Origin of the sequence: Jezberella montanilacus, assembly GCF_003003055.1 — a bacterium.
Lineage (GTDB): Bacteria > Pseudomonadota > Gammaproteobacteria > Burkholderiales > Burkholderiaceae_B > Zwartia > Zwartia montanilacus.
The window spans coordinates 33,125-58,382 of record NZ_PVTV01000015.1 but is presented as its reverse complement, the minus strand read 5'-3'; the positions used below and the strand labels follow the sequence as shown (position 1 = coordinate 58,382).

Genomic DNA, 25,258 nt, shown 5'->3' with positions numbered 1-25,258 from the left:
GGCTGTCGTCTTGAATCTGGATATTGACGATGGCAAAGCAGCGACGTGGGCGCGTGCTCGACGGAGTTTTATTACTTGATAAGCCAGTAGGTTTATCGAGTAATCATGCCTTACAGCGTGCGAAACGAGCGCTTGATGCTCAGAAAGCAGGACATACGGGTACGCTTGACCCTTTTGCAACAGGTCTGTTGATTTGCTGTTTAGGTAAAGCGACTAAGATCTCTGGCTCTATGTTGAATGCTGACAAAACGTATGTGGCGACTCTTGCGTTCGGTCAAGAAACGGATTCGGGTGATCTGACTGGTGTTGTGCTAGAGCAAGCGGGTGAAGGGTTTGACGGGGTGTCTGAAAGCGATTTACGACAGGTTCTCAAGACTTTCGTGGGGACTCAATTGCAGATTCCTCCGATGATTTCTGCATTAAAGCGTGATGGTAAGCCGTTGTATGAATATGCCCGCCAAGGTATTGTTTTAGAGCGTGAACCAAGAGAGATTACGATTCGTCATGTCGATCTGTTATCTTTCGGCCCCAAGCACGCGATGATTGAGGTGTCTTGCACCAAAGGCACATACATCAGAACCTTGGCACAAGATATTGGCCGAAAGTTGGGTTGTTTCGGCCACTTATCTGCATTGAGAAGGACTCGTGTTGGGCCCTTTTCGCTGGATCAAGCGATAGAACTTGAACCCTTGCAGACCATGTCAGAGCCTGAAAAGGTACTGTTGCCCATGAATGAATTACCCGAAGGTTTGTTGCCTTCGGCCAAGAACGCAGTTACTACTTAAAGGATATGTATGTCACGCGCATTGCGTAACGTTGCCATTATTGCCCACGTTGACCACGGCAAAACCACATTGGTCGACCAGTTGCTCCGCCAGTCGGGCACCTTCCGTTCGAACGAAAAAATGACCGAACGGGTGATGGATTCCAACGATCTTGAAAAAGAGCGTGGCATCACCATTCTGTCAAAAAACTGTGCCGTTGAGTATGACGGTACCCACATCAATATCGTCGATACCCCCGGTCACGCCGATTTCGGCGGAGAAGTCGAGCGTGTGCTATCCATGGTTGATGGCGTTCTGCTTTTGGTTGATGCGGTTGAAGGCCCAATGCCTCAGACGCGTTTTGTCACCAAAAAAGCCCTGGCTCTCGGTTTGAAGCCAATCGTCGTCGTCAATAAAGTGGATCGGCCGGGTGCACGCTGCGACTTCGTCATCAACGCAACGTTTGAACTATTTGACAAACTGGGCGCAACCGAAGAACAGTTGGACTTCCCGGTTGTATTCGCCTCGGGTTTGAACGGCTTCGCCGGTTTGAATGAAGATGTTCGTGACGGTGATATGCGTCCTTTGTTCGACGCAATTCTTCAGCATGTGCCCATGCGCGATGATGATCCAAATGCCCCGTTACAGTTGCAAATCTCCTCGATTGATTACAGCACATACGTTGGTAAGATCGGTATTGGTCGTATCCGTCGTGGTCGCATCAAGTCCGGCATGGAAGTGGTTTGTCTGGATGGTCCTGACGGTGTGCCCTTTAAAGGTCGGATCAATCAAGTCCTAAAATTCAAAGGCTTGGAGCGAGAGATCGTAGACGAAGCAATTGCTGGTGACATCGTGCTGGTTAACGGCATTGAAGATATTGGTATCAGTACAACTATCTGTTCACCAGACTCGCCTGACGCTTTGCCTTTGCTCAAGATCGATGAACCGACGTTAACCATGAATTTCATGGTGAACACCAGCCCACTTGCAGGGCGGGAAGGAAAGTTCGTCACTAGCCGTCAAATCCGCGAGCGTCTTGATCGCGAGTTAAAGTCCAATATGGCTTTACGCGTTCGTGACACAGATGATGACACCGTGTTTGAAGTGTCGGGTCGTGGCGAGTTGCACTTGACTATTCTGGTTGAAACCATGCGTCGCGAAGGCTATGAGCTGGCCGTGTCGCGTCCACGGGTGGTGTTTCATGAAGAAGACGGTGTCAAAACTGAGCCGTACGAAAATCTGAGTATCGACTTAGAAGACAATACTCAAGGTTCTGTCATGGAAGAACTTGGTCGTCGTAAAGCTGAGTTGCTCGACATGGTGAGCGATGGACGCGGTCGTACACGCCTTGAATATCGTGTGCCTGCTCGAGGTCTGATCGGCTTTCACGGCGATTTCATGACAATGACACGTGGTAACGGTCTGATGAGCCACACCTTTGATGCCTATGGTCCGGTCAGAGATGGTCTCTTGGGCGAACGTCGTAATGGCGTGTTGATCAGCCAGGACGATGGTGAGGCAGTTGCTTACGCCATCTGGAAGCTGCAAGATCGTGGTCGTATGTTTGTGTCACATGGTGATCCAGTATACGAAGGCATGATCATCGGTATCCACAGTCGTGACAATGATTTGGTTGTTAACCCGATCAAGGGTAAGCAGCTGACCAACGTTCGTGCCTCTGGCACTGATGAAGCGGTGCGCTTGGTGCCGCCTGTTGAGTTGAATCTCGAATACGCCGTCGAGTTCATTGATGATGACGAGTTGGTCGAAGTCACGCCTAAGAGTATTCGTTTGCGTAAGCGTTACTTGGCTGAGCATGAGCGTAAAAAGATGTCTCGTTCAAGCGGCTCTTAAGCTAACCAATCAAGGCCTTGACTTAAACCTCAAGGCCTTTTTTCTGGATGTGATGGTTGATCTGAACCATCACAGCATCCAGATCATCCTCAACGGTAAATAGATCTGGGTCACAAGCATCGACCAGTCCATTGGCTAATAGTTGATCGCGTAGCCAGTCAACTAGTCCTCCCCAGAACGCTTTACCCACCAAAATAATGGGGCACGGTGCGATGCGTCTCGTTTGTACTAACGTCAAGCATTCAAACAGCTCATCCAAAGTACCAAAGCCTCCGGGAAGCACAATATAAGCGACGCTAAACTGAAAAAACGTCGATTTTCTCGACAGAAAATGATCAAAATCCAGTTGACTGGATAAATACTGATTAGCCTGAGCTTCCTGGGCGACTTTGATGTGTAAACCAACACTGTGACCACCCGCTTCAAAGGCGCCTTTGTTCGCGGCTTCCATGATCCCGGGACCACCACCGGCAATTACTGCAAGCCCAGCCTCGGCGAGCCTGCGACCTAAGGCTTGACTTTGGGCATAGTAAGACGACGATGGCTTAATACGTGCGCTACCGAATACACTGACAGCCAAGCCCAAATTTGTCAGCGTTTCTGCAGCTCGCACCATCTCTGACATAATTTGGGTTGATCGCTCAATTTCGGGCGCGACCGCTTGTTGATTAATAGCCATGAAAAAAACCTTGTTGCTGGTGGATGGATCGAGTTATCTCTACCGCGCTTTCCATGCAATGCCCGACCTGAGAAACGCCAAGGGTGAGCCCACTGGTGCCATCTACGGCGTCGTCAACATGATGCGCAAATTAATAGAAGAATATCAGGCAAATTATGCAGTATGCGTCTTTGATGCTAAAGGCAAGACTTTTCGAGACGAGATCTACCCGGACTATAAGGCACATCGTCCTTCAATGCCCGAGGATCTGGCGTTGCAGATCGAGCCTATCCATAGAGCCGTACGGGCGATGGGCTGGACTGTGCTCAGCGTGCCCGGCGTTGAGGCAGACGATATTATTGGCACGCTGGCCTGTTGGGCAACTCAACAAGACGTTCACTCTGTTATCTCTACTGGTGACAAGGATCTAGCGCAACTGGTGAACAGTCATGTGACCTTGGTGAACACCATGTCCAACGAGAAACTCGATCCGCAAGGGGTATTGGCTAAATTTGGTGTTCCACCTAACCGAATCGTCGATTATTTGATGCTGGTTGGCGATACAGTCGACAACGTACCGGGCGTACAAAAAGTGGGTCCTAAAACCGCGGTTAAATGGCTGCAAGAATTCGACTCGATCGAAGCTTTGGTTGAACAGGCTGACTCCATCAAGGGTGTAGCTGGTCAGAATTTGCGCGATGCCGCTGCTAACTTTGCGCTGACCCGCGAACTGATCACCATCAAGACCGATTGCGATATTCAGAACGAGGTGAAGAATATCGCTGAGTTAACACCGAAACCGTATGATCAAGCCGTGTTGCTTGAGATCTATGAACGTTATGGATTCAGAACTTGGTTGCGAGAGCTCACCGGCGAACCTCAGCGTACACCCGCTCTCGATGTCAGACAAGCTATTGAGACCGAACGTCCAGCCGCACCGGCGATTCAGTCCTACGAAACCATCACGGATTGGGATAGCTTTGATCGTTGGTTGGCCTTAATCAGGCAAAGTGATTGCGTCGCGATTGACACCGAAACGACTGCACTCGATCCGATGACAGCAAGGCTCGTCGGCATATCGCTGTCTGTTGCTCCAGGGCAAGCGTGTTATATCCCGCTAGCCCACAGCGGTCAGGATGCAGGGGTTCAATTATCTAGAGAAAACGTGCTTGAAAAAATGAAACCCTGGCTGGAAGATAAGACCCCAACCAAATTGCTGCATCATGCCAAATATGACGCTCACGTGTTCACCAACGAAGGGATTGTGTTGCAAGGGATTGCACACGACACCATGTTGCAGGCTTACGTACTTGAATCCCATAAAACCGTTGGTCTCGCTGATCTCGCTCAGCGTTGGTTGGGCGTTAAAGGCTTATCGTTTGAGGATCTGTGTGGCAAGGGCGCCCACCAGATTGGTTTTGACGAGGTCGACATTGAACGTGCGTCTCAGTATGCCTGTGAAGATGTTGATTACACCTTGAGGCTACATCAGTTGCTACAGCCCAAGCTCAGAGAAAACGCTGGCCTCTTGGCTATCTATGAGCTTGAAATCAAAGTGTCTAACGTTTTATTCAAAATTGAGTGTACGGGTGTCAAAATTGACTCGACCGAACTGGGTCGTCAAAGCCATGTACTCGGTCAAGAAATGTTGTCGCTGGAGAAAAAAGCTTACGAGCTTGCGGGCCAACCTTTTAATTTAAATTCGCCCAAGCAGCTGGGAGAGATCCTCTTTGTCAAAATGCAATTGCCCATTGTCCGCAAAACTCCGCAAGGCGTACCCTCCACGGACGAAGAAGTACTGACAAAACTCGCGCAAGACTATCCCTTGCCCCAAGTCTTGCTTGAATACCGAGGTATAGCAAAACTGAAGTCTACCTACACCGATAAGTTGCCCAAGATGGTCAACGCGAAAACCGGCAGAGTGCATACGCATTACGCACAGGCGGCGGTCATCACGGGACGGTTGGCGTCGTCTGAACCCAACTTGCAGAATATTCCGGTGCGTTCTGAGGCAGGGCGAAGGGTACGCCAGGCCTTTGTCGCCACAGAGGGAATGATCGTCTCGGCAGATTATTCGCAAATCGAATTACGCGTGATGGCTCATGTATCAAATGACGCGAACTTGCAGCGCGCGTTTGCCGCAGGCGAAGATATCCATAAGGCGACTGCTTCAGAAGTTTTTGGTGTTAGTTTGCAAGACGTGTCGGCTGAACAAAGGCGTGCTGCCAAGGCGATTAACTTTGGTCTGATTTATGGCATGGGTGCGTTTGGTCTGGCTAGCAATTTGGGCATTACGCGTGACGCGGCTCAAGCCTATATTGACCGCTACTTCGCCCGTTATCCAGGTGTTGCGCAATATATGGCTGACACCCGAAGCCAGGCGCACGCGCAAGGGTTTGTCGAAACTGTCTTCGGACGGCGTCTCTGGCTAGTTGATATCAAGGCAGCAGGGGCCAGGCGCGCAGGTGCCGAGCGGGCTGCGATTAATGCGCCTATGCAAGGGACGTCAGCCGATCTGATCAAGATGGCGATGATCGCGGTTCAAGATTGGCTGGAGGTCAAAGAGCTTAGAACTAAAATTATCATGCAGGTTCACGACGAATTGGTCTTAGATACACCGCTTGACGAGCTAGAGCTTGTGAAAACAGAACTACCAAAGTTGATGTGTGATGTCGCTACCCTGAGAGTGCCGCTTGTTGCTGAAGTCGGGGTAGGACAAAACTGGGAGCAGGCTCACTGATGACGTTATTTTCAATTTTACTTTCAACCCTCATCGGCGGGGTTGTGGCGGTCTGTATCGCTTATTGGCTCAGTACCCGCGTCTTTGCAAAATACTTGCATCACATGGTTAGCGTTTCAGTTGGCGTTTTGTTAGCCGTCGCGTTATTGCATCTGCTGCCCGAAGCTTTTTCTGAAGGCATTAGCCCACGCCTCCTTTTTAGTTGGATGCTTGCCTCCGTGGTCGGTTATTTTGTACTCGAAAAAATTGCTTTGCTCAGGCATAGTCATCATCACGAGGGCGATGGGCACCACCATCATCACGGCATGGATCGAACGGTTGCCGGTAAAGGTGGTGTTCTGATTTTGATTGGAAGTTCGTTGCACAATCTGGTTGACGGTATTGTGATTGCTGCTGCGTTTTTGACAGATCCGACGCTAGGGGTACTCACGGCCACCTCTATTATTTTGCACGAAGTGCCTCATAAGCTGGGTGATTTTGTTGTGCTAACCAATGCTGGCTTGACTCGTCAGCGGGCTTTTCTGCTGATTTTGTTTTCAAGTGCCTGTTCAGCCTTAGGTGGTCTGTTTGGTTACCTGTTGCTTGAACACGCGTTAACGTCACTGCCTTATATACTGGTCGTGGCTGCAACGAGCTTTCTTTATATTTCTATCGCTGATCTTATCCCGCAGATGCACGCACGAGGTTCTCTAAAAGATGCGATACCCCAATTGTTATTGGTAGCAATCGGGGTGATCGTCGTGTATTTATCGACGGTATTGGTTGACGTGCACTAGTTCAAAGGCAGGCTCAGATCCTGCAATGCCCTGATCCGGGCGATCAATGGCGGGTGCGACGAGAGCAACGAACTAATACTTTTGCCACCGGTAATACCCGCCGCTTGAAAATTTTGCGGCAGTTCACCAGCTTGCATATTTGCCAACCGGGCGAGGGCACGAAGCATTGGCTCGCGAGAGCTTAACAACTTTGCAGATCCCGCATCGGCACGGTATTCGCGATGCCTGGAAAACCAAGCGACGATTATGCTTGCGAGTATGCCAAAAGCTAATTCGCAGACAAATTGCGTGACATAAAAACCAACCCCCATGCCGCGCTCGTTCTTTAATAATACGCGGTCGACAAAATAACCTATCACTCGAGACAAGAAGACCACAAAGGTATTCACGACCCCTTGAATCAAGGTTAAGGTCACCATATCACCGTTGGCAATGTGAGCCACTTCGTGCGCGAGCACAGCGGTGACTTCCTCTTCAGTCATACTTTCAAGTAGACCAGTTGAAACGGCAACTAAGGCCTCGTTTTTGAAAGCTCCCGTGGCAAACGCATTCGGCTCGCCTTCATAAATGGCAACTTCTGGTCTGCCAATTGCGGCACGATCTGCTAGTTGATAGACCGTATCAACTAACCAGGCCTGACGTGCATCCGCCGGAGCCTGAGGGTTGATCACGACAGAACCGGTGCTGGACTTAGCCAGCCATTTACTCATTAGCAATGAAATAAACGCCCCGCCGAAACCAATGACGCCCGAAAAAATAACCAATGAGGTTAGATCCAAACCTTGTGCCGTCAAAAAACGATTCACCCCTAGGATGCTGAGGGTGACATTCAAAACTAACATGACTGCTAAGTTCGTTAACAGGAACAGTACAACTCGTTTCATACTTCACCCATCATCCGACGATACCATTCGTGAAAGTGCTGCATGCCATCTTCCATTGGTGATTGATAAGGACCAACTTCGCATACGCCACGTTGCATCAATGCCAGTCTGCCGGCGTCCATGCGCTCAGCGATTTCATCGTCCTCAATCGCCGTTTCAAAATATGCTTCGCGCTGTGCTTCGACGAATTCGCGTTCGAAAAGAGCGATTTCCTCTGGATAGTAAAACTCCACGACGTTAACTGTCTCTTGAGGTGACTTTGGATAAAGCGTAGATAGCACCAGCACATGCGGATACAACTCGATCATGTGTGTGGGAAAATACGTTACCCACACAGCGCCGAAATCCGGGGCTTGGCCGCGGCGAAAATCCATCAGCTTTTCATGCCAGACTTTGTAAGCAGGCGAACCGGGTTGCGCCAAGGCTTGGTGGACGCCAACACGCTGAAGGCTGTAGTTCTTGTTGAACTCCCAGGACAAGTCATCGCAGGTCACAAAATGCCCGAGCCCAGGATGAAACGGCGCGACGTGATAATCCTCTAAGTACACCTCAATGAAAGTCTTCCAGTTGTAATGGCATTGGTGCACTTCAACATGATCGAGTACGTAGTCAGAGAAAGCAAACTCTGGGCGCTTGAACAGATGGCCGAGATCCGCATTGACGTTGCCCGAACCTTCAAAGAGCAAACCGTGGACATTTTGAAGCGGAAATCTTTGCAGGTTGAGGCAAGGCTTGTCGTCGAATTGCGGAGCCCCGAGCAACTGGCCTTGTTTGTCGTAGGTCCAGCGATGAAGTGGGCAAACAATGTTGCCACCGCTGCCACTTAGACTGCCATGTGTATTTTGAGGACCTGAGACATTGCCAGCCTTACCCCCCAGCATCAAGGCTTGACGATGACGACATACATTTGACAGCAATTCAATACCGTTAGCGCCACGCACCAGCACTCTGCCATTGTCTTCTTGGATCAGGCAGCGCCAATCACCCGGCTCAGGAACGGATTTCTCGTGCCCGACGTAAATCGGTGACTGTTGGAAAATGCTCTGTTGCTCGCGCAAAAACAGTGCAGCATCAAAATAAGAGCTCACCGGTAATTGGGTGCGCGCTGGCGTCAAATGCGCCATCCGACCAATGTCGGTCATGATTCCCCCCGCAAAGATAAAAAAGCCAGAACGGGCAACCCGGACTGGCGCGAAGAAAAATCGGATAGGCCGATAATCAAAGTGTGCAAGTATATCATTAACGCACCTTAGCGCCGCATCTCGTACAATCCCCACTACGCAGTCAATATTTAATCTAGATACCCGGAGTCAGCGTGGCGACAGTCAGTAAAACCTCTGCCCAGTCTCAAGTTGTTGGCGCTCAAGAATTGCCTTTGCCTCAAGATTTTGAGACCGCACTAGCTGAGCTCGAGGGCCTGGTGTCCGAGATGGAGTCAGGATCATTCTCGCTTGAGCAGTCTTTAGGTGCTTATAAACGCGGGGTAGAACTAACCAGAGTATGCCAAGAAAGATTGACGCAAGCTGAGCAGCAAGTCAAAGTGCTTGAAGCGGGCCTGCTGCGCCCGATGGATGACGCAGACAAAGCATGATGGCGGGGTTAGAAGGATTTGATGCTTGGCTGCGTTCGCACGTCGACCGCGTAGAAGCCGCACTTGACGAAGCGATGCCCAGGCCTGATGCGGTGCCAGAGCGTTTGCACCAAGCTATGCGTTACTCGGTGCTGGGCGGAGGCAAACGCGTTCGAGCCGCTCTGGTATATGCTGCAGCGAGGGCGTGTGGACCTGCTGGGGATCAGAACCAGACCGCCCTCGATCAGGCTGCTTGCTCAGTCGAGCTGATTCATGCGTACTCGTTGATCCATGACGATTTGCCGTGCATGGATGACGATGTCTTAAGGCGCGGCAAGCCGACTGTGCACGTCGCGTTTGATGAAGCGAGCGCATTGTTGGCGGGCGACGCTATGCAACCATTGGCTTTTAAGTGGTTGACGGATATGAAAATAGACCCGGCACGTGTGGTTCAGGCCGTCAGAACGCTGGCCATCGCCTCTGGCAGTCACGGGATGGCGGGCGGACAGGCGATTGATTTAGATAGTGTTGGCAAGACCCTGAGTCGTGAACGTCTCGAATTGATGCACACACTGAAAACAGGTGCCTTGTTGGCCGCGAGCGTATCACTTGGTGCTATCGTGGCGAACGCTCACGCTCAGCAGTGGGTCTGTCTGAATGATTATGGTCGAATGATGGGTCTGGCATTTCAAGTGGTTGACGATATTCTGGATGTGACAGCTGATTCTTCTCAGCTGGGTAAAACACCAGGTAAAGACGCCGCGGCGAATAAGCCCACCTATGTTTCATTGCTGGGTTTGAATGAGGCCCGGCAACTGGCTGACGCTTTGCATGGCCAGGCACTGTCAGCGCTTGCTCCTTTAGGCGATGATGCAAAGTTGCTGATAAATATGGCTGATTACATCTTATTAAGAAAAAATTAGAAATTTATTCAAACATGCCTTTTAATTTACTCGACACTATCCATTCACCAGCCGACGTCAGGGTCTTAGATAGGCGCGAACTCAAGCAACTGGCGCAAGAGTTGCGAGCTTATGTACTGGATTCAGTCTCGCGAACGGGTGGCCACCTGTCATCCAATCTTGGCACGGTCGAGTTAACGATTGCGCTCCATCATGTATTTAATCTGCCTCATGATCGCCTTATCTGGGATGTAGGCCATCAGTCCTATCCCCATAAAATTATGACGGGCAGAAAAGACGGGATGGCGACCTTACGCCAGCACGGCGGCTTATCCGGTTTTCCCAAACGATCCGAATCCGAATATGACTCATTTGGGACGGCTCATTCTTCGACATCTATTTCTGCCGCGCTAGGGATGGCGGTCGCGTCGCGTAACGCCGGCATTGCTCGTGAACACATCGCTGTCATTGGCGATGGCTCCATGAGTGCGGGTATGGCCTTCGAAGCGATGAATAACGCAGGCGTCACACCTGATATTCATCTGCTAGTCATTTTGAACGATAACGACATGTCGATCTCACCGCCTGTCGGGGCCTTGAATCGATATCTGGCACGTTTGATGTCCGGTCAATTTTATGCAGCGGCAAAGAGTGTAGGGCGGGCGGTGTTGCAACACATGCCGCCAGTGCTTGAATTTGCCCGTCGTTTTGAAGAACACGCTAAAGGCATGGTGACACCAGCCACCTTATTTGAAGAAATGGGGTTCAACTATGTTGGCCCTGTTGATGGACACGATCTTGAATCACTGATCCCGACCTTGCAGAATATGCGAGCGTTGAAAGGCCCTCAGTTCTTGCACGTTGTGACGAAAAAGGGGCAAGGCTACAAGCTGGCAGAGGCAGATCCAGTTCTCTACCACGGGCCGGGTAAGTTTGATCCCGCAGTGGGTATTCAAAAATCCAGCGCACCAGCCAAAATCACGTATACCCAAGTCTTCAGTCAATGGTTATGTGACACCGCCGCGCAAGATACTCGATTATTCGGCATTACGCCTGCCATGCGAGAAGGCAGTGGACTGGTTGAGTTCGAAAAACGTTTTCCTGATCGTTATTTCGATGTGGGTATTGCTGAACAGCACGCGGTGACATTTGCTGCTGGCATTGCTTGCGAGGGTCAAAAGCCTGTTGTCGCGATTTACTCGACTTTTCTACAGCGTGGTTATGATCAGTTGATTCATGACGTGGCGCTTCAGGATCTTGACGTGACCTTTGCGCTCGATCGAGCTGGATTAGTCGGTGCTGACGGCGCCACTCATGCTGGTAATTACGACATTGCTTTTTTGCGGTGTATTCCAAATATGGTTGTGGCGACTCCTTCAGACGAGGCGGAGACTCGCTTGCTGCTGTCGACGTGTTATCAGTACCCAGGTCCGGCATCCGTCCGCTATCCTCGAGGTTCAGGCACAGGCGTCGTGCCAACAACATCACTCGAGACGGTTCCTGTGGGGCGGGGTGTTGTGAAGCGGCAAGGTAAAAAAATAGCGATTCTCGTGTTTGGCACCTTATTAGCGGCAGCGCTCAAAGCGGCTGACTCACTGGATTTGTCTGTCGTTGATATGAGATTTGTAAAACCGATCGACCGTGATTTGATTCTTGACTTGACTGCCCGCCACGAAGGTCTTGTGACCGTCGAAGAAGGTGCCCTGATGGGCGGTGCGGGTAGCGCCGTCTCTGAAGTACTCGCAGCTGCCTGCATCGTATGCCCGATTCTGCACTTGGGTTTGCCCGATCGCTTTATCGATCACGGTGATCAAATGGGTTTGTTGGTGGAGGTCGGTTTGAGTGCAGAGGGTATTGAGTCTGCAATTACCGAACGTTTTTTTGCTTGAGTGAACGTCCGTTGACATAGCACTGCTTCGCTTGGCTCTCTTGTTGCTTGGTATCCCGGTCGCCTGCTCTCAGATCTGTGCGCCAGCGCACCAAGAATTCGTCCCGCAAGACGTAGACTCGCATAGAGTTGAAATCAAAGGATCAGCCATGAATCAGAAAAGTCGTTGCGCCATCGCTGATAGCTGGTCGCACCAACGTTGCTCAATTGATCGAGAGTCACGGTCTTCATCAGATGCCACGACATGCGAGTTTAAGGGCCGTTGTGCAGCGATGATGCAGGCACTACAACAAGATCGCAACATGTCGACTGTTATCACCAAAGCAATCCTGGTGGATGGCTTGCCTAAAATTTTCGATAGGCTAGAGCTGTAATATCACAATAAGTGCATGACTTATTTGCTTTTTTTGTCTTATTGCCCCATAATTGAGGGCTTTCCTGCTCGACCAACTGGCTATGTGCAGTATGGCGGGCTGTCACCGGTAAGTCTGACAGGTTTTTTGTCTGTCTAAATTGTCGGATATCCCTAGGAGTTTTACCCATGCGTCACTATGAAGTGGTATTTATCGTGCACCCCGACCAAAGCGAGCAAGTTCCCGCAATGGTCGAGCGTTACCAGGCAGTAGTCACCAGCCAAGGTGGTAACGTGCACCGTTTCGAAGACTGGGGTCGCCGTCAATTGGCGTATCCCATTCAAAAACTCGTGAAAGCACACTACGTGTGCCTGAACATTGAATGTGGTCAAAGCACGTTAGACGAGCTTGAGCATTCTTTCCGTTACAACGATGCTGTGTTGCGCCACCTGGTTATCAAGACCAAGGCTGCCCAAACTGAAGCTTCGATCATGATGAAACAAGTTGAGCGCGATGAAGCCCGTAAGGCGTCTGCCGACTCAGTCAGCATGGATCAGGATTCAGAATAAACCGTTCATGAATCGACTCGATATCGCGGGTCAAGTGCTTGAGGTGTCACCGGTGAGATATACGCCAGCCGGGGTTGCAGTCTCAGAGTTCTTGATTAGCAGCGAGTCAGATGTAATAGAAGCAGGTCAATCTCGCAAGGTGATTATTTCGTTACCAGTTGTTGCGATGGGGGATCTGGTTCAGATGACCGGTAAGTTGCAGTTAGGATCAAAGGTACAGATACAAGGTTTTTTGGCACCAGTGCGAAAAGATTCTCCGAAATTCAGGTTGCATGCGCAACTGATTAAACAAATTTGAACGAGGCACATCATGGCTTTTTTCGGTAAACGTAAAGAAAAAAAGAAATTCACTCAGCAAAACCCCCTGTTCAAGCGCCGCAAATTTTGCCGCTTCAGCGCAGCGGGTGTTGACCAGATCGATTACAAAGATATCGATACTTTGCGAGATTTCATTCAAGAAAACGGCAAAATCATTCCTGCTCGCCTGACAGGTACCAAGGCAATTTATCAACGTCAGCTCGACGCAGCGATTAAGCGCGCGCGTTTCCTGGCATTGTTGCCTTTCACAGACAACCACAACTGATCCGAGGCCTATTATGCAAATTATTCTTCTCGAAAAAGTCGTTAACGTCGGCAACCTCGGTGATGTGGTTCGCGTGCGTGACGGCTACGCTCGCAACTTCCTGATCCCACAAAAGAAAGCTCGTCGTGCAACTGAAGTCGCCCTGAAAGATTTCGAAGCGCGTCGCGCAGAACTCGAAAAAGTTCAAGCTGAGAAGCTTGCGGCTGCCCAGGGCTTAGGTGAGCGCATGGAAGGTCAGGCAGTGACCATCACACAGAAGTCTGGCGTTGACGGCCGCCTGTTTGGTTCTGTCACCAATATGGATATCGCTGCCGCTTTGGTCAAAGCCGGTTTTGCTGGGATTGAGAAAGCTCAGGTTCGTTTGCCAGAAGGCCCATTGAAAGCCATTGGCGAGTACTCGATCCAAGTGTCCCTGCATCCCGATGTGGTGAGCACGATTAAAGTCGTGATCGCAGGCGATCTCGTCTAAGAGCAGATTATTTTTCTGGCAAAAAAGCCGGCCTTTTTGCCGGCTTTTTTGTTTTAACCAAACGTGCTGTTTTGATACGTGTCCGTGGCTATTGAAACAAATTCTGAGCAAAGTTTAAACATTGCCCTGGCAACTTGGTTGGCTGCTCACGCACATGACCCCAACGGTGTCGAAATCATTACCCTTGGTGGGCAGAAATTCGTCGTTAAGCGACGTGGTCCCAAACCCTTTGACGGACTGATATACGCCTTCAGGTTTATGCGGTCTTTTACGCTTTCCTTACTTTGTTGGCTGGTTTGGGGTCAGCGTCCCGCTACTCGTACATTGCTGCAAAACGGCTTGACTGAAGAGGCCAGGCGACTACAGCTGCTGCGCGCTGCAGGGTGTCATGTTCCCAAAATACTGCATCAAGAACCCGGTGTCTTGGTGCTTGAGTTCGTCGGTGAGGATTTGCCGCACTACCTTCGAACCAGTGATCCAGCAGGACGCATCGTCTGGATTAAAAGGGTGGCGAGTGACTTAGCTTCGTTTCACCTTGCTGGTTTTGTGCACGGTGGTGCGCAATTGCGCAATCTGATGTTCGACGACAACAAGTTAACTCGTATCGATTTTGAAGAGAATATCGGCGAGGCCTTGGCTCTGCCCTTGGGTCAAGCTTATGATTTCTATCAGATGCTGTCCTCGCTCGCGGGGATGCGTGCCGATGAAATTTCAGCGAGTGAACGTCAAGCGCTCTGCAATCAAATGCTGCATGAGTATTTGTTGCAAAACCCTGACGTCGCAGTGAAACAACATCTGAAAAATATGGCTATGGTGTTCACTTGGTTGGTGCGTATTGTCGGGCCCATCTTGCGCTTGATTCCCGGCAAAGATGTGCAGGGTTTTTTGTACGTAACTAACACCTTAGGGTTAACATTGACTGATGAATAATCCACCAGATCCCCAGCTTGATTACTTGCGCGTGCCGCCTCATTCTGTTGAAGCCGAGCAATCGGTATTAGGCGGGTTGCTACTGGACAATAGCGCTTGGGAAAGGATCAGCGATACGGTTGGTGAGGCAGATTTCTATCGGTACGATCATCGACTGATCTGGCAGCATATCAATCGCTTAATCAATTTGTCACGCCCGGCAGACGTTGTGACTGTTCATGAGTCCATTTCAAGCGCGGGTAAGTCAGAAGAAGTTGGTGGTCTTTCATACTTAAATGCTTTGGCGCATAACACCCCGTCAGCGGCAAACATTCGCCGTTACGCCGAAATCGTTCGCGAGCGCTCAATGCTCCGAAAACTCGTATCTGTTGCCGACGAGATATCTGCAGAAGCGTTTAACCCGCTAGGTAAAGAAGCCCGTCAACTGCTTGACGAGGCCGAGGCCAAGGTATTCAAGATTGCCCAAGAAGGTGCTCGCACAACCACCGGTTTTCGAGTGATTCAACCGTTGTTATCTGAAGTGGTAGATCGTATCGACCAACTCTATCACCAAGCAGGTGACTCAGACGTGACCGGTGTTCCAACGGGTTTTTCTGATCTAGACAAAATGACGTCGGGTCTGCAAAAGGGAGACTTAGTTATTGTTGCTGGGCGGCCCTCGATGGGTAAGACTGCCTTCTCCATGAACATTGCAGAGCATGTAGCAATCGAGCAAGGTCTGCCAGTCGCCGTGTTTTCCATGGAGATGGGCGCAGTGCAGCTCGCCATGCGGATGTTGGGTTCTGTGGGTATGTTGGATCAGCACCGGATGAGAACCGGTAAATTACTGGCAGAAGACTGGCCGAGAGTCACACATGCTGTGCAGAAAATGCAAGATGCAAAGCTCTACATTGATGAGACCCCCGCGCTTAGCTCTGGAGAAGTTCGCTCGCGTGCGCGACGACTCGCTCGGCAGTACGGAACGCTTGGTCTCATCGTCATTGATTACATTCAGTTAATGGGCGCAGCGAGTGCGGGCGAAAACCGTGCGACTGAGATTTCAGAGATCAGCCGGTCACTCAAAAGTCTTGCGAAAGAGCTTGAATGCCCCGTGATTGCGTTGTCTCAGTTAAATCGAAGCCTCGAGCAACGTCCAAACAAAAGACCCATCATGAGTGATCTTCGTGAGTCGGGCGCAATTGAACAAGATGCGGATTTGATCTTATTTATCTATCGCGATGAGGTGTACAACCCTGATTCACCAGACAAAGGTACAGCTGAAATTATTATTGGTAAGCAGCGTAATGGTCCGATCGGATCCGTGCGCATGACTTTTCAGGGGTCTAGTACCCGCTTCCTGAACTTCTCGGGTGGTCACCAGGGAAGCAGCTACTAAAAGTTTCAGTTCGTGTAGTGACTGTCTTCAGCTTGTGTCAAATGATCTGATTACAGGGCAGCAAGTTCCTGACGCTGCATCAACTGGCGAATTCTGATTGCGTCCGCGACCCGAGTGCCACGACCAATCGCATCGAGCAACACAATGGCTGTGTCTCTATTGTTGATGCGTGCAATCATCACCAAGCATTGTCCAGCCTCGTTAATAAAGCCGGTCTTGGATACTTTGATATCCCAATCTGCCTTGGTCACCAACGAATTCGTGTTTCTAAAGACGGTTGCTGTCTTACCGACGGTTCTGATTTCTTGCTGATCGTCGGTTGTGAATTCTTGAATGGCAGGGCGCTGCATGGCAGCCTGCATCATTTTGACGAGATCCCGGGGGGTCGAGACGTTGGCACTAGACAGGCCCGTTGGCTCAACAAAACGCGATTGGCGCATGCCAAGTTGTTGTGCCTTGGTGTTCATTGCCAGGACGAGAGCACTGGTGCCACCGGGGTAGTAGCGAGCAAGTGCACTGGCGGCTCGGTTTTCCGACGACATCAAGGCGAGATGCAACATATCACCGCGGGTTAATTTTGTACCAACCGGCAAACGTGAGCGACTATGTTTAAGCTTGTCGACATCGTCTTGAGTTACTTCAATCATCTCAGACATGGGCTGTTTCGCGTCGACCACAATGATCGCCGTCATCAGCTTAGTAACTGACGCGATAGGACGAACCTCGTCTTCATTTTTTGACAGCAATACATTGCTATTCGCCAGATCTTGCACGTACACCACGTGTGATTTAAGAGCCCCGCTGGTAACGACCTCAGGCTTAGGTTTGGCCTTGCTTGACGGGGCAGGCTTGCTGTCGGTTTTCTTGCTGTTCGTTGTGCTCTTGGCTTTGTTAGTTTGGCTATCAGAACCGTTGTTTTGTTGCGCCAAACTCGCTTCAGTTACGCCAACGAGGGCGACACAGGCCATCAACGTTGCGACGTGTTTGGCTGAAAAAAAGTAAAGTTTGGATCGCATTGGTGAAGCCTTTTAGTAAAAATCCAAACGAATTATATACTTAGCAGGTGAACTTAAACTGAAATTTACGGTCTTCAGCATTATTTTTCTTGATAGCTAAAATTATCTTTATTTTGTGATAATTTGTAAGCTAATTCATAGGCTGTATGCAAAGAAGACGGATCCGCAACGCCTTGACCGGCAATATCAAACGCCGTGCCATGATCGACACTTGTGCGTACGAAGGGCAAACCAACCGTCACATTGACTCCCTCATCGACACCGAGATATTTGATCGGGATGAGTCCTTGATCGTGGTACTGAGCCACAACAATATCAAAGTCGCCACGGCGAGCACGCATAAAAACAGTATCGCCAGGCCAGGGACCCGTGACGTTAATGCCCAGTGCTTGAGCTTGGGCAACCGCCGGTGCAATAACGTCTCTGTCCTCTGTGCCAAATTTACCGTTTTCACCAGCGTGTGGGTTGAGGCCGGCGACCGCAATCCGAGGTGCTGCAATCCCGAGCTGCTTACAAGCTTGCTCAGCTTGCTGGATGGTCAGCAGTTCAAGCGATTTGGTCAATAAACGCGGCACATTGGCGATGGATTCATGAATCGTGACCAAAATCACTCGTAACTCATGATTGACCAGCATCATTGAGACGTGAGGCGTGCGTGAGCGCGACGCCAGAATTTCGGTATGTCCGGGAAAATCCAGTCCCGCGGCGTGCATCGCTTCTTTGTTAAGTGGTGCGGTCACCAGCCCACTGACAAGCCCAGCCATCGCATCGTCAATGGCGGCACACAAGGCCTCATAAGCAGCGCGGCCAGCGCGAGCGTCAACTGAGCCTAAAGGAAGATCTGTGGGTAATGGCAGATTGATTGGTTTAACAAACAACGTACCAGGCATCAATTGCCCCCAGTAATGGCTAGAGGCATCATTAACTTCAACGATGTTCAAAGCGGATCCCAGTTGGATAGCAGCGCGTTTTAAAGCACCAGCATCCCCATACACAATACAAGGGGCCGTAAGCCCCTTGTCGTGCAGTTTGACAATGATCTCGGGGCCGATGCCGCAGGCATCTCCCAAGGTCAACGCAAGTGGTTTTGCGTTAAAGGACATCACCAGCGTAGTCGGCCAGACGAGATCTTTCACCTCTTTGCAGGGTGACATGTCCCGCATGCGGCCAACCTTTGAATCTATCTACGACAAAAGTGAGCCCCGAGCTGCCTTCGGTCAAATAAGGCGTATCAATTTGAGCGATGTTGCCCAGACAAATGACCTTGGTGCCTGGGCCTGCGCGCGTAACAAGTGTCTTCATTTGTTTTGGCGTCAAGTTCTGAGCCTCGTCGATGATCAGGTATTTGTTTAAGAAAGTCCGGCCACGCATGAAGTTAAGTGATTTGACTTTAATGCGCGAACGGATCAGATCCATCGTTGCAGCGCGTCCCCAATCATTACCCTGGCCGTTGCCACTGCCGTTACCTTGCGGGGCATCCAGGTCACCCATATTGAGCACGTCCAGATTGTCTTCAAGTGCTCCCATCCAAGGCAACATTTTTTCTTCCTCGGTGCCTGGCAAGAAACCAATGTCATCCCCCACCGGCACCGTGACCCGAGTCATAATGATTTCGGTGTAACGCTTGGTTTCAAGTACCTGAGCCAAGCCAGCAGCAAGGGCTAACAAGGTTTTGCCCGTGCCGGCCTGTCCCAGCAGAGAGACAAAATCACAATCTGGGTTCATCAACAAGTTCATCGCAAAATTCTGTTCACGATTACGTGCAGTCACGCCCCAAACATTGTTTTTCCCATGCGTGTAATCACGCAGTGTGGCGAGGACAGCGGTTTTGCCGTTGACTTCGCGTACTTGCGCATACAAAGGCATTGAGCCTTCAAAATAGACAAACTGGTTGACCATAAACTGGCTGCACAGTGGACCATTAATACGATAATAGGTGATACCACCTTGCTGCCAGGATTCAACACCCTTGCCGTGTTTGTTCCAGAAGTTTTCGGGTAGTTCGAGCACCCCAGAATACAAAAGATCAGAGTCTTCCAGTACCTGATCGTTGAAGTAATCCTCTGCAGCAAGACCGAGGGCAAAGGCCTTGAGCCGCATATTGATATCTTTTGATACCAGCACAACCTGACGTTCCGGATGTTTGTCGTGCAATGCTCTGACAACACCAAGAATTAAGTTATCCGCCTTGCCGACTGGCATGTCAGACGGTAACAAGTTGTCGAGGGCTTTCGTTTGAAAGTGCAAGAAGCCTGTTGCGTCTTTATGACCTAAGGCATTCAAAGGCAATCCATCCGCAAGCGATTTGTTATCCCCTACAATCGAATCAAGCGAGCGGCTGACTTGACGAGCATTGCGAGCAACTTCTGACATGCCCTTTTTCTGGTGGTCTAGTTCTTCTAGCACCATCATGGGTAAAAATATGTCGTGTTCCTCAAAGCGGAACAACGAACTTGGGTCATGCAGTAATACGTTGGTATCAAGCACAAAGAGTTTCGCCGGTTCGGCCTTTGCCGCTTTGCTCGTGCTTCGTTTAGCCACCCGGGAGGTTGCCGGATTGGCAACGGCGCGACCTGGTTTTGACGCGGCTGGTGTGGTGGGTGCTTTTAAAGGTGCCTTGGCACTTGAGGCGCGATTTGCTTGTTGAGCCGAAGTGTGTGCTGAAGCACGCACCGGTTTGGCTTCGAAGTTGGTCTCTGAATCGTCAGCGTTGTCTTCCAGTCCATATAGTGCAGGCTGTATATCTGCGATCTTGGGAATCGCCGATAGTTTTGGGGTTTCTGTCCCGTTGAGGTCAAGGATACTAGCTGGGTGCGTGGGCAACTTCGGAAGCGGCATAAGAGGGCACTCTCCAAGTAAGGATAATCGTTTCAATGATTGTTCAAGTTTTTCACTGCTTGTAGAACTTCTTCGACATGACCAGGAACTTTGACGCCTCTCCACTCGCGCACGAGCACACCCTGGGCGTCGATCAGGAATGTGCTTCGTTCAATACCTCGAACTTGCTTGCCATACATATTTTTCATTTTCATCACGCCGAATAGCTCGCAGAGCTTTTCTTCAGGATCGCTGATGAGGGGGAATGGGAGCTCTAATTTCGCGCTCCAGTTTTCATGGGATTTGAGAGAGTCTCTTGATACGCCAACCACAGCGCCCCCCGCGTCCATCAAAGCTTGATGGTGATCTTTGAAGCCTTGCGTCTCCGTCGTGCAACCGGGCGTATTGTCTTTTGGGTAAAAATAAATCACCAGTGCTCTGGTGCGGCAACGCGCGAGGGTGACGTCACCAAAAGTGCTGATGGCGTTGAACTCGGGGACTGGCTGGTTTATTTCAAGTAATGACATGATTTCCTCTCACGCAGAAGTTGGGATCACGGCGGCCACAACCTTCCGTCCTTCGCCCATTAGAATGTTGTAAGTGCGGCAAGCGGCTGGGGTGCTCATCACTTCAACACCGACGCCGATACGCAATAATTGATGGGTGACGGTATGCGGCAACATAATTTGTCTTGACCCGGTGCCCACTAGCAATACCTCGGGTTTATCGCCCTCAATCCTGGGCGTCGAATATTCGTCTTCATCCAGAAAAGACAGGGGGTCGACAGCCGCCAACGATAGTCGGGTTGCCTGAAGCAGTAACTCAAATGAAATATCTTGGGGATTTTGGGCAGGCCACCGGGTGATTTCACCGAGGGGACCAAAAGCGACCGCATGTTCGAAGCGGATCTTGTTTATCTCGACGAACCCGGTGTCATAGGCAGTCACCGCATTCATTGCCGAGTTGGTATCTGTGTGAAGCTTCAATAAATACTCCGGCAGGTTTGAGTGATCATAACGTACTCAAATGCTACTTGTTTGAGAAACAAGCGGGGTTTTCTGTACAAACTTTTGTATTTGCCGAGTTAATTTTGTGTCAATTTGCCCCAAAACGCTCATTGAGCTAGATTAATGGGTTTTCAGTTTGAAATACGACTGGCTATTACCAAGGATTTATTCATGAGGAAGTTCCCCCGCATCGAGCGCTTGCCGCCTTACGTGTTCAATATCACTGGCGAATTAAAAATGGCGGCACGTCGGCGCGGCGAGGACATTATCGACATGTCCATGGGCAATCCTGATGGGCCAACCCCTTCGCATATTGTCGAAAAACTGGTTGAATGCGCTGAAAAGCCAACAACTCACGGCTATTCTGTTTCCAAAGGGATTCCCAGGTTGAGAAAAGCTATTACGGACTGGTATTCGCGCCGGTACAACGTTGGGCTTGATCCTGACTCAGAAGCTATCGCAACCATTGGTTCTAAAGAGGGTTTAGCGCACCTGATGCTAGCGACGCTCGATGCGGGTGACACGGTGTTGGTGCCCAATCCAAGCTATCCCATCCACATATACGGGGCGGTGATTGCTGGTGCCAATATCCGCTCGGTGCGCATGACGCCAGGCGTTGATTTTTTCGAAGAGCTAGAACGGGCCGTGCGCGAGTCTATCCCGAAACCAAAAATGATGATTCTCGGGTTTCCCAGCAATCCCACTGCACAATGCGTTGATCTGTCCTTCTTTGAAAGAGTCGTCGCCTTGGCGCGTGAACACGATATTTTGGTTGTCCACGATCTTGCCTACGCCGATATCTGTTTTGATGGTTATGTTGCTCCGTCAATCATGCAAGTAGAAGGCGCACGTGATGTCGCGGTCGAGTTCTTCACCATGAGTAAGAGCTACAACATGGCTGGATGGCGTGTTGGTTTCATGGTCGGCAACAAAGACATGGTGAACGCGCTGGCCCGCATTAAAAGCTATCACGACTACGGCACCTTCACGCCGATTCAGGTGGCAGCAATCGCTGCGCTCGAAGGTTCGCAGGATTGTGTTTCTGAAGTCGTGCAAATGTACCAAAGTCGCCGAGACGTACTTGCTCGTGGGCTGCACGAAGCAGGCTGGCTTGTTGATATCCCGAAAGCGTCGATGTACATCTGGGCTCACATACCAGAGCCCTACCGAGCCTTGGGTTCGCTTGAATTTTCAAAGCGGATTTTGCAAGAAGCAAAAGTAGCGGTTTCACCGGGCATCGGCTTTGGTGACTATGGTGATGAATACGTTCGTTTTGCCTTGATTGAAAATGAACAGAGGACCCGCCAGGCTGTTCGCGGCATCAAAGAAATGTTCCGTAAGGATGGGCTGTTGTGATGGATTCAATTAAAGTAGGTTTGCTCGGCTTAGGCGTTGTCGGTGGCGGCACCTGGAAGGTGCTAGCCCGCAACGCGCAAGAAATCGCTCGCCGTGCTGGTCGCAGCATTGAGGTGACGCGCATCGCCGTCCGAGACGTTGCAAAAGCACAGCAACTGGTCGGGACGTCTGTCAAGATCGACGCAGATCCGCAGGGTTTGGTGCGTGACCCAAGTATCGACGTCGTTGTGGAGTTGATTGGTGGCGACACGCTGGCACTTGATTTGGTGCTGACTGCGATCGATCAAGGTAAGCACGTCGTGACGGCCAATAAAGCACTACTGGCAAAGCACGGCAATGAAATTTTTGCTGCAGCATCTAAAAAAGGGGTCATCGTTGCCTTCGAAGCAGCGGTGGCGGGTGGTATCCCAATTATTAAGGCAATGCGTGAAGGCCTGACGGCCAACCGCATCGAATGGGTCGCAGGCATCATCAACGGTACAACGAATTTCATCTTGTCCGAAATGCGCAGCAAAGGCACATCCTTCGCAGCTGAGTTGGCCGCCGCACAAGCCTTGGGCTATGCCGAGGCTGATCCCACCTTCGACATCGAAGGGGTGGATGCTGCCCATAAATTAACTTTATTAGCTTCGATTGCTTTTGGTATCCCTGTGCAGTTCGACAAGGCCTATATCGAAGGGATATCAAAGCTCGCTGCGGAAGACATTGAGATGGCCGAGAGGCTTGGCTATCGCATCAAGCTGCTCGGCATCACCAAGCGCCGTCCTGAGGGGATTGAACTTCGAGTGCATCCCACACTTGTACCCAAAGAGTCGATGATCGCTAACGTTGAAGGCGCCATGAACGCAGTGCTGGTGCGTGGCGATGCAGTGGGTCAGTCGTTGTTTTACGGCAAAGGCGCTGGTGAAGAACCGACCGCCTCATCTGTCGTCGCTGACCTGGTTGATGTGACACGCTTATTGACTGCCGATCCCGAGCATCGTGTCCCGCATCTTGCTTTTCAGGCGGATGCCATGGCTGATACGCCTATCCTAAGTATTGACGATGTCGTCACTTCTTATCACTTGCGCATGCGAGTCCTTGATCAGCCAGGCGTGCTTGCGGATTTGACTCGATTGCTGGCTGATGCTGGTATTTCCATCCAGGCAATGATTCAGCAACCCCGCGTACATGACAAGACAGCAGAGCTTATTTTCGTGACTCACGAGGCTGTCGAGCGCAATATTAATCAAGCAATCGCTAGTATCGAGGCGCTGTCTTTCGTTAAATCAAAAGTCACACGACTGAGAATGGAATCACTGGCATGAAGTACGTTTCAACCCGTGGCGGCATGCAAGCACAGCTGTTTTCAGAGGTCCTGCTTGAAGGCTTGGCACCTGATGGGGGCTTGGCCATCCCGCAAACCGTACCGGTGGTGTCGACCGCTGAGCTAGAAAGCTGGCGGTCTTTGAGCTATGCAGACTTAGCGGCGAAAGTATTAGGTTTGTTCGTAACGGACATTCCTGCTCAGACGCTTGCGCAGCTGACTCGAGATGCCTACACGGAAGAATCCTTTCAAACAGAAGCGATTGTTCCAATTAAGCCACTGATGGGTGAGATGTCTTTGTTAGGTTTGTCTGAAGGCCCAACCCTGGCCTTTAAAGACATGGCAATGCAGTTCTTGGGTCAGATTTTCCCTCATGTTCTCGCTGCTCGTCACACCCGTTTGAATATCCTTGGGGCAACCTCCGGGGATACCGGTTCAGCCGCTGAATATGCCATGCGAAGCAAACCAGGCGTGGCGGTTTTCATGCTTTCACCACTAGGTCGCATGAGCACGTTTCAACGAGCGCAGATGTACTCGCTGCAAGATGCCAATATCCATAATTTGGCGGTCAAAGGCAATTTTGATCAAGCACAAGATGTCGTCAAGGCTCTCGCCAGCGACTTGGATTTTAAAGCTCAGTACAAGCTTGGTGCAGTCAATTCGATCAACTGGGCCCGAATTGCAGCGCAAGTTGTCTATTATTTTCATGGCTGGCTCAAGGCGACAACCCGTTCAGAACAGTTGGTTTCCTTTGCTGTGCCTTCGGGTAACTTCGGTAATATTCTTGCCGGGCACATTGCCCGAATGATGGGCTTGCCAATACGTCGGTTGGTACTGGCTACCAATGAAAATAACGTGCTGGAGGAGTTCTTTCGAACTGGCGTTTATCGACCGCGATCAGCGTTGCAAACCCACGTGACTTCAAGCCCCTCGATGGATATCTCGCGAGCGTCGAATTTTGAGCGTTTTGTCTACCATTTACTAGACGGTGACGCTGCGCAAGTGGCCGCCCTTTGGAGCCAGCTCGGGCAAACGGGACAGTTTGATTTGTCGAGCTATCAGCCCTCGTTTGAAAAGCAATACGGCTTTGTTTCTGGCACGAGTACACATGCCGATCGGCTCACCACGATTCGATCCGTGTACGAGAAAACTGGGGTACTTATTGACCCGCATACAGCGGATGGCGTTAAAGTCGCAGCTCAGTTTGCCGAGCCAGGCATCCCCATGCTGGTGCTTGAAACAGCGCTGCCTGCAAAATTCTCTGAAACAATTGAAGAGGCAATTGGGCACCCAGCACCGCTACCGAAAGGCCTTGAAAACCTAGAGTCGTTAGCTCAAAAAGTGACGGTTTTGCCTTGTGATGTGGAATCGGTCAGTGCCTATATTCGGGATCACGTCACCTCGTAGCTGGGCCTGACGGCTGGCGACCCTAGCACCAAAC

25 protein-coding genes are annotated in these 25,258 nt (G+C 50.6%); 17 read left to right on the top strand and 8 right to left on the bottom strand.

The features are described from left to right. Positions 1–29: 29 nt before the first annotated feature. Positions 30–785, top strand: coding sequence for a tRNA pseudouridine(55) synthase TruB (truB, locus tag BCM14_RS10940; protein WP_106228076.1), 756 nt, complete (start codon positions 30–32; stop codon positions 783–785). Between the two features lie 9 nt (positions 786–794). Further along, the gene (typA, locus tag BCM14_RS10935; protein ID WP_106228075.1) at positions 795–2,618 is read left to right on the top strand and encodes a translational GTPase TypA; all 1,824 of its coding nucleotides are present in this window, start codon (positions 795–797) and stop codon (positions 2,616–2,618) included. Positions 2,619–2,640: 22 nt separating this feature from the next. On the opposite strand, the gene BCM14_RS10930 is transcribed toward typA, so the two are convergent. Then, positions 2,641–3,297, bottom strand: coding sequence for an LOG family protein (locus BCM14_RS10930; protein WP_259673560.1), 657 nt, complete (start codon positions 3,295–3,297; stop codon positions 2,641–2,643). On the opposite strand from BCM14_RS10930, the gene polA reads away from it, so the two are divergent. Together polA and BCM14_RS10920 are read left to right on the top strand one after the other, a co-directional pair. Beyond that, a complete protein-coding gene (gene polA, locus BCM14_RS10925) occupies positions 3,296–6,016 on the top strand; it encodes a DNA polymerase I (RefSeq protein WP_106228074.1) in 2,721 nt (906 codons plus the stop codon). The genes BCM14_RS10930 and polA overlap by 2 nt on opposite strands. Beyond that, positions 6,016–6,792: a ZIP family metal transporter gene (locus BCM14_RS10920; protein WP_106228073.1), complete on the top strand. Its 777-nt coding sequence runs from the start codon at positions 6,016–6,018 to the stop codon at positions 6,790–6,792. Before polA ends, BCM14_RS10920 begins: the two co-directional genes overlap by 1 nt. On the opposite strand, the gene htpX is transcribed toward BCM14_RS10920, so the two are convergent. Together htpX and BCM14_RS10910 are read right to left on the bottom strand one after the other, a co-directional pair. Continuing rightward, complete coding sequence (gene htpX, locus BCM14_RS10915; protein ID WP_106228072.1) at positions 6,789–7,676, bottom strand: protease HtpX; 888 nt, start codon at positions 7,674–7,676, stop codon at positions 6,789–6,791. The genes BCM14_RS10920 and htpX overlap by 4 nt on opposite strands. Continuing rightward, entirely contained in the window at positions 7,673–8,818 is a 1,146-nt protein-coding gene (locus tag BCM14_RS10910; RefSeq protein WP_106228071.1) for an aromatic ring-hydroxylating oxygenase subunit alpha, read from the bottom strand. The genes htpX and BCM14_RS10910 overlap by 4 nt, the downstream gene beginning before the upstream one ends. Before the next feature lie 173 nt (positions 8,819–8,991). Here BCM14_RS10910 and BCM14_RS10905 point away from each other — a divergent pair, with 173 nt between their 5' ends. From BCM14_RS10905 to BCM14_RS10860, 10 genes are all read left to right on the top strand, one after another. Beyond that, positions 8,992–9,267: an exodeoxyribonuclease VII small subunit gene (locus tag BCM14_RS10905; RefSeq protein WP_106228070.1), complete on the top strand. Its 276-nt coding sequence runs from the start codon at positions 8,992–8,994 to the stop codon at positions 9,265–9,267. Further along, on the top strand, positions 9,264–10,169 hold the full coding sequence (locus BCM14_RS10900) for a polyprenyl synthetase family protein (RefSeq protein ID WP_106228069.1): 906 nt from the start codon (positions 9,264–9,266) through the stop codon (positions 10,167–10,169). The genes BCM14_RS10905 and BCM14_RS10900 overlap by 4 nt, the downstream gene beginning before the upstream one ends. 14 nt (positions 10,170–10,183) lie before the next feature. Continuing rightward, entirely contained in the window at positions 10,184–12,037 is a 1,854-nt protein-coding gene (gene dxs, locus BCM14_RS10895) for a 1-deoxy-D-xylulose-5-phosphate synthase (protein ID WP_106228068.1), read from the top strand. 148 nt (positions 12,038–12,185) lie between these two features. After that, positions 12,186–12,410 carry a hypothetical protein gene (locus tag BCM14_RS10890; RefSeq protein ID WP_146129762.1) on the top strand — a complete coding sequence of 75 codons (225 nt, stop codon included), beginning with the start codon at positions 12,186–12,188 and terminating at the stop codon, positions 12,408–12,410. A gap of 167 nt (positions 12,411–12,577) precedes the next feature. Continuing rightward, positions 12,578–12,958: a 30S ribosomal protein S6 gene (gene rpsF, locus BCM14_RS10885; protein ID WP_106228066.1), complete on the top strand. Its 381-nt coding sequence runs from the start codon at positions 12,578–12,580 to the stop codon at positions 12,956–12,958. Between the two features lie 7 nt (positions 12,959–12,965). Continuing rightward, positions 12,966–13,256 (top strand): primosomal replication protein N, encoded by a 291-nt coding sequence (gene priB, locus BCM14_RS10880; protein ID WP_106228065.1) that lies wholly within the window; start codon positions 12,966–12,968, stop codon positions 13,254–13,256. 12 nt (positions 13,257–13,268) lie between these two features. Further along, on the top strand, positions 13,269–13,541 hold the full coding sequence (rpsR, locus tag BCM14_RS10875; protein ID WP_106228064.1) for a 30S ribosomal protein S18: 273 nt from the start codon (positions 13,269–13,271) through the stop codon (positions 13,539–13,541). 13 nt (positions 13,542–13,554) lie between these two features. Further along, on the top strand, positions 13,555–14,010 hold the full coding sequence (gene rplI / locus BCM14_RS10870) for a 50S ribosomal protein L9 (RefSeq protein WP_106228063.1): 456 nt from the start codon (positions 13,555–13,557) through the stop codon (positions 14,008–14,010). Positions 14,011–14,094: 84 nt separating this feature from the next. Beyond that, on the top strand, positions 14,095–14,940 hold the full coding sequence (locus BCM14_RS10865; RefSeq protein WP_106228062.1) for an RIO1 family regulatory kinase/ATPase domain-containing protein: 846 nt from the start codon (positions 14,095–14,097) through the stop codon (positions 14,938–14,940). Further along, positions 14,933–16,315, top strand: a complete 1,383-nt coding sequence (locus tag BCM14_RS10860; protein WP_106228061.1) for a replicative DNA helicase — start codon at positions 14,933–14,935, stop codon at positions 16,313–16,315. Before BCM14_RS10865 ends, BCM14_RS10860 begins: the two co-directional genes overlap by 8 nt. A 50-nt stretch (positions 16,316–16,365) precedes the next feature. Here BCM14_RS10860 and pbpG read toward each other — a convergent pair whose 3' ends face one another. The 5 genes from pbpG to BCM14_RS10835 form a co-directional block, all read right to left on the bottom strand. Beyond that, positions 16,366–17,331, bottom strand: coding sequence for a D-alanyl-D-alanine endopeptidase (gene pbpG / locus BCM14_RS10855; protein WP_106228060.1), 966 nt, complete (start codon positions 17,329–17,331; stop codon positions 16,366–16,368). Positions 17,332–17,411: 80 nt separating this feature from the next. Then, the gene (pdxA, locus tag BCM14_RS10850) at positions 17,412–18,434 is read right to left on the bottom strand and encodes a 4-hydroxythreonine-4-phosphate dehydrogenase PdxA (protein ID WP_106228059.1); all 1,023 of its coding nucleotides are present in this window, start codon (positions 18,432–18,434) and stop codon (positions 17,412–17,414) included. Continuing rightward, positions 18,424–20,169 carry a PhoH family protein gene (locus BCM14_RS10845; RefSeq protein ID WP_106228058.1) on the bottom strand — a complete coding sequence of 582 codons (1,746 nt, stop codon included), beginning with the start codon at positions 20,167–20,169 and terminating at the stop codon, positions 18,424–18,426. The genes pdxA and BCM14_RS10845 overlap by 11 nt, the downstream gene beginning before the upstream one ends. 32 nt (positions 20,170–20,201) lie before the next feature. Continuing rightward, positions 20,202–20,675, bottom strand: coding sequence for a peroxiredoxin (locus BCM14_RS10840; protein WP_106228057.1), 474 nt, complete (start codon positions 20,673–20,675; stop codon positions 20,202–20,204). A gap of 9 nt (positions 20,676–20,684) precedes the next feature. Beyond that, complete coding sequence (locus BCM14_RS10835; protein WP_106228056.1) at positions 20,685–21,134, bottom strand: Mth938-like domain-containing protein; 450 nt, start codon at positions 21,132–21,134, stop codon at positions 20,685–20,687. 192 nt (positions 21,135–21,326) lie between these two features. Here BCM14_RS10835 and alaC point away from each other — a divergent pair, with 192 nt between their 5' ends. From alaC to thrC, 3 genes are read left to right on the top strand one after another with little or no spacing between them, the layout of a single operon-like run. After that, complete coding sequence (gene alaC / locus BCM14_RS10830; RefSeq protein ID WP_106228283.1) at positions 21,327–22,511, top strand: alanine transaminase; 1,185 nt, start codon at positions 21,327–21,329, stop codon at positions 22,509–22,511. Continuing rightward, positions 22,511–23,818: a homoserine dehydrogenase gene (locus tag BCM14_RS10825; RefSeq protein ID WP_106228055.1), complete on the top strand. Its 1,308-nt coding sequence runs from the start codon at positions 22,511–22,513 to the stop codon at positions 23,816–23,818. The genes alaC and BCM14_RS10825 overlap by 1 nt, the downstream gene beginning before the upstream one ends. Continuing rightward, positions 23,815–25,224, top strand: a complete 1,410-nt coding sequence (thrC, locus tag BCM14_RS10820) for a threonine synthase (protein ID WP_106228054.1) — start codon at positions 23,815–23,817, stop codon at positions 25,222–25,224. Before BCM14_RS10825 ends, thrC begins: the two co-directional genes overlap by 4 nt. The last annotated feature ends 34 nt before the right edge of the window (positions 25,225–25,258 follow it).

Excerpts from the sequence above, each read along its gene's own strand:
- BCM14_RS10825 (WP_106228055.1), top strand. The coding sequence starts at position 22,511 with ATGGATTCAATTAAAGTAGGTTTGCTCGGCTTAGGCGTTGTCGGTGGC.
- typA (WP_106228075.1), top strand. The coding sequence starts at position 795 with ATGTCACGCGCATTGCGTAACGTTGCCATTATTGCCCACGTTGACCAC.
- polA (WP_106228074.1), top strand. The coding sequence starts at position 3,296 with ATGAAAAAAACCTTGTTGCTGGTGGATGGATCGAGTTATCTCTACCGC.
- BCM14_RS10900 (WP_106228069.1), top strand. The coding sequence starts at position 9,264 with ATGATGGCGGGGTTAGAAGGATTTGATGCTTGGCTGCGTTCGCACGTC.
- rplI (WP_106228063.1), top strand. The coding sequence starts at position 13,555 with ATGCAAATTATTCTTCTCGAAAAAGTCGTTAACGTCGGCAACCTCGGT.
- BCM14_RS10860 (WP_106228061.1), top strand. The coding sequence starts at position 14,933 with ATGAATAATCCACCAGATCCCCAGCTTGATTACTTGCGCGTGCCGCCT.
- BCM14_RS10920 (WP_106228073.1), top strand. The coding sequence starts at position 6,016 with ATGACGTTATTTTCAATTTTACTTTCAACCCTCATCGGCGGGGTTGTG.
- priB (WP_106228065.1), top strand. The coding sequence starts at position 12,966 with ATGAATCGACTCGATATCGCGGGTCAAGTGCTTGAGGTGTCACCGGTG.
- rpsR (WP_106228064.1), top strand. The coding sequence starts at position 13,269 with ATGGCTTTTTTCGGTAAACGTAAAGAAAAAAAGAAATTCACTCAGCAA.
- pdxA (WP_106228059.1), bottom strand. The coding sequence starts at position 18,434 with ATGTCCTTTAACGCAAAACCACTTGCGTTGACCTTGGGAGATGCCTGC.
- BCM14_RS10845 (WP_106228058.1), bottom strand. The coding sequence starts at position 20,169 with ATGCCGCTTCCGAAGTTGCCCACGCACCCAGCTAGTATCCTTGACCTC.
- BCM14_RS10910 (WP_106228071.1), bottom strand. The coding sequence starts at position 8,818 with ATGACCGACATTGGTCGGATGGCGCATTTGACGCCAGCGCGCACCCAA.
- rpsF (WP_106228066.1), top strand. The coding sequence starts at position 12,578 with ATGCGTCACTATGAAGTGGTATTTATCGTGCACCCCGACCAAAGCGAG.
- htpX (WP_106228072.1), bottom strand. The coding sequence starts at position 7,676 with ATGAAACGAGTTGTACTGTTCCTGTTAACGAACTTAGCAGTCATGTTA.
- dxs (WP_106228068.1), top strand. The coding sequence starts at position 10,184 with ATGCCTTTTAATTTACTCGACACTATCCATTCACCAGCCGACGTCAGG.
- pbpG (WP_106228060.1), bottom strand. The coding sequence starts at position 17,331 with ATGCGATCCAAACTTTACTTTTTTTCAGCCAAACACGTCGCAACGTTG.
- BCM14_RS10930 (WP_259673560.1), bottom strand. The coding sequence starts at position 3,297 with ATGGCTATTAATCAACAAGCGGTCGCGCCCGAAATTGAGCGATCAACC.
- truB (WP_106228076.1), top strand. The coding sequence starts at position 30 with ATGGCAAAGCAGCGACGTGGGCGCGTGCTCGACGGAGTTTTATTACTT.
- alaC (WP_106228283.1), top strand. The coding sequence starts at position 21,327 with ATGAGGAAGTTCCCCCGCATCGAGCGCTTGCCGCCTTACGTGTTCAAT.
- BCM14_RS10840 (WP_106228057.1), bottom strand. The coding sequence starts at position 20,675 with ATGTCATTACTTGAAATAAACCAGCCAGTCCCCGAGTTCAACGCCATC.
- BCM14_RS10890 (WP_146129762.1), top strand. The coding sequence starts at position 12,186 with ATGAATCAGAAAAGTCGTTGCGCCATCGCTGATAGCTGGTCGCACCAA.
- thrC (WP_106228054.1), top strand. The coding sequence starts at position 23,815 with ATGAAGTACGTTTCAACCCGTGGCGGCATGCAAGCACAGCTGTTTTCA.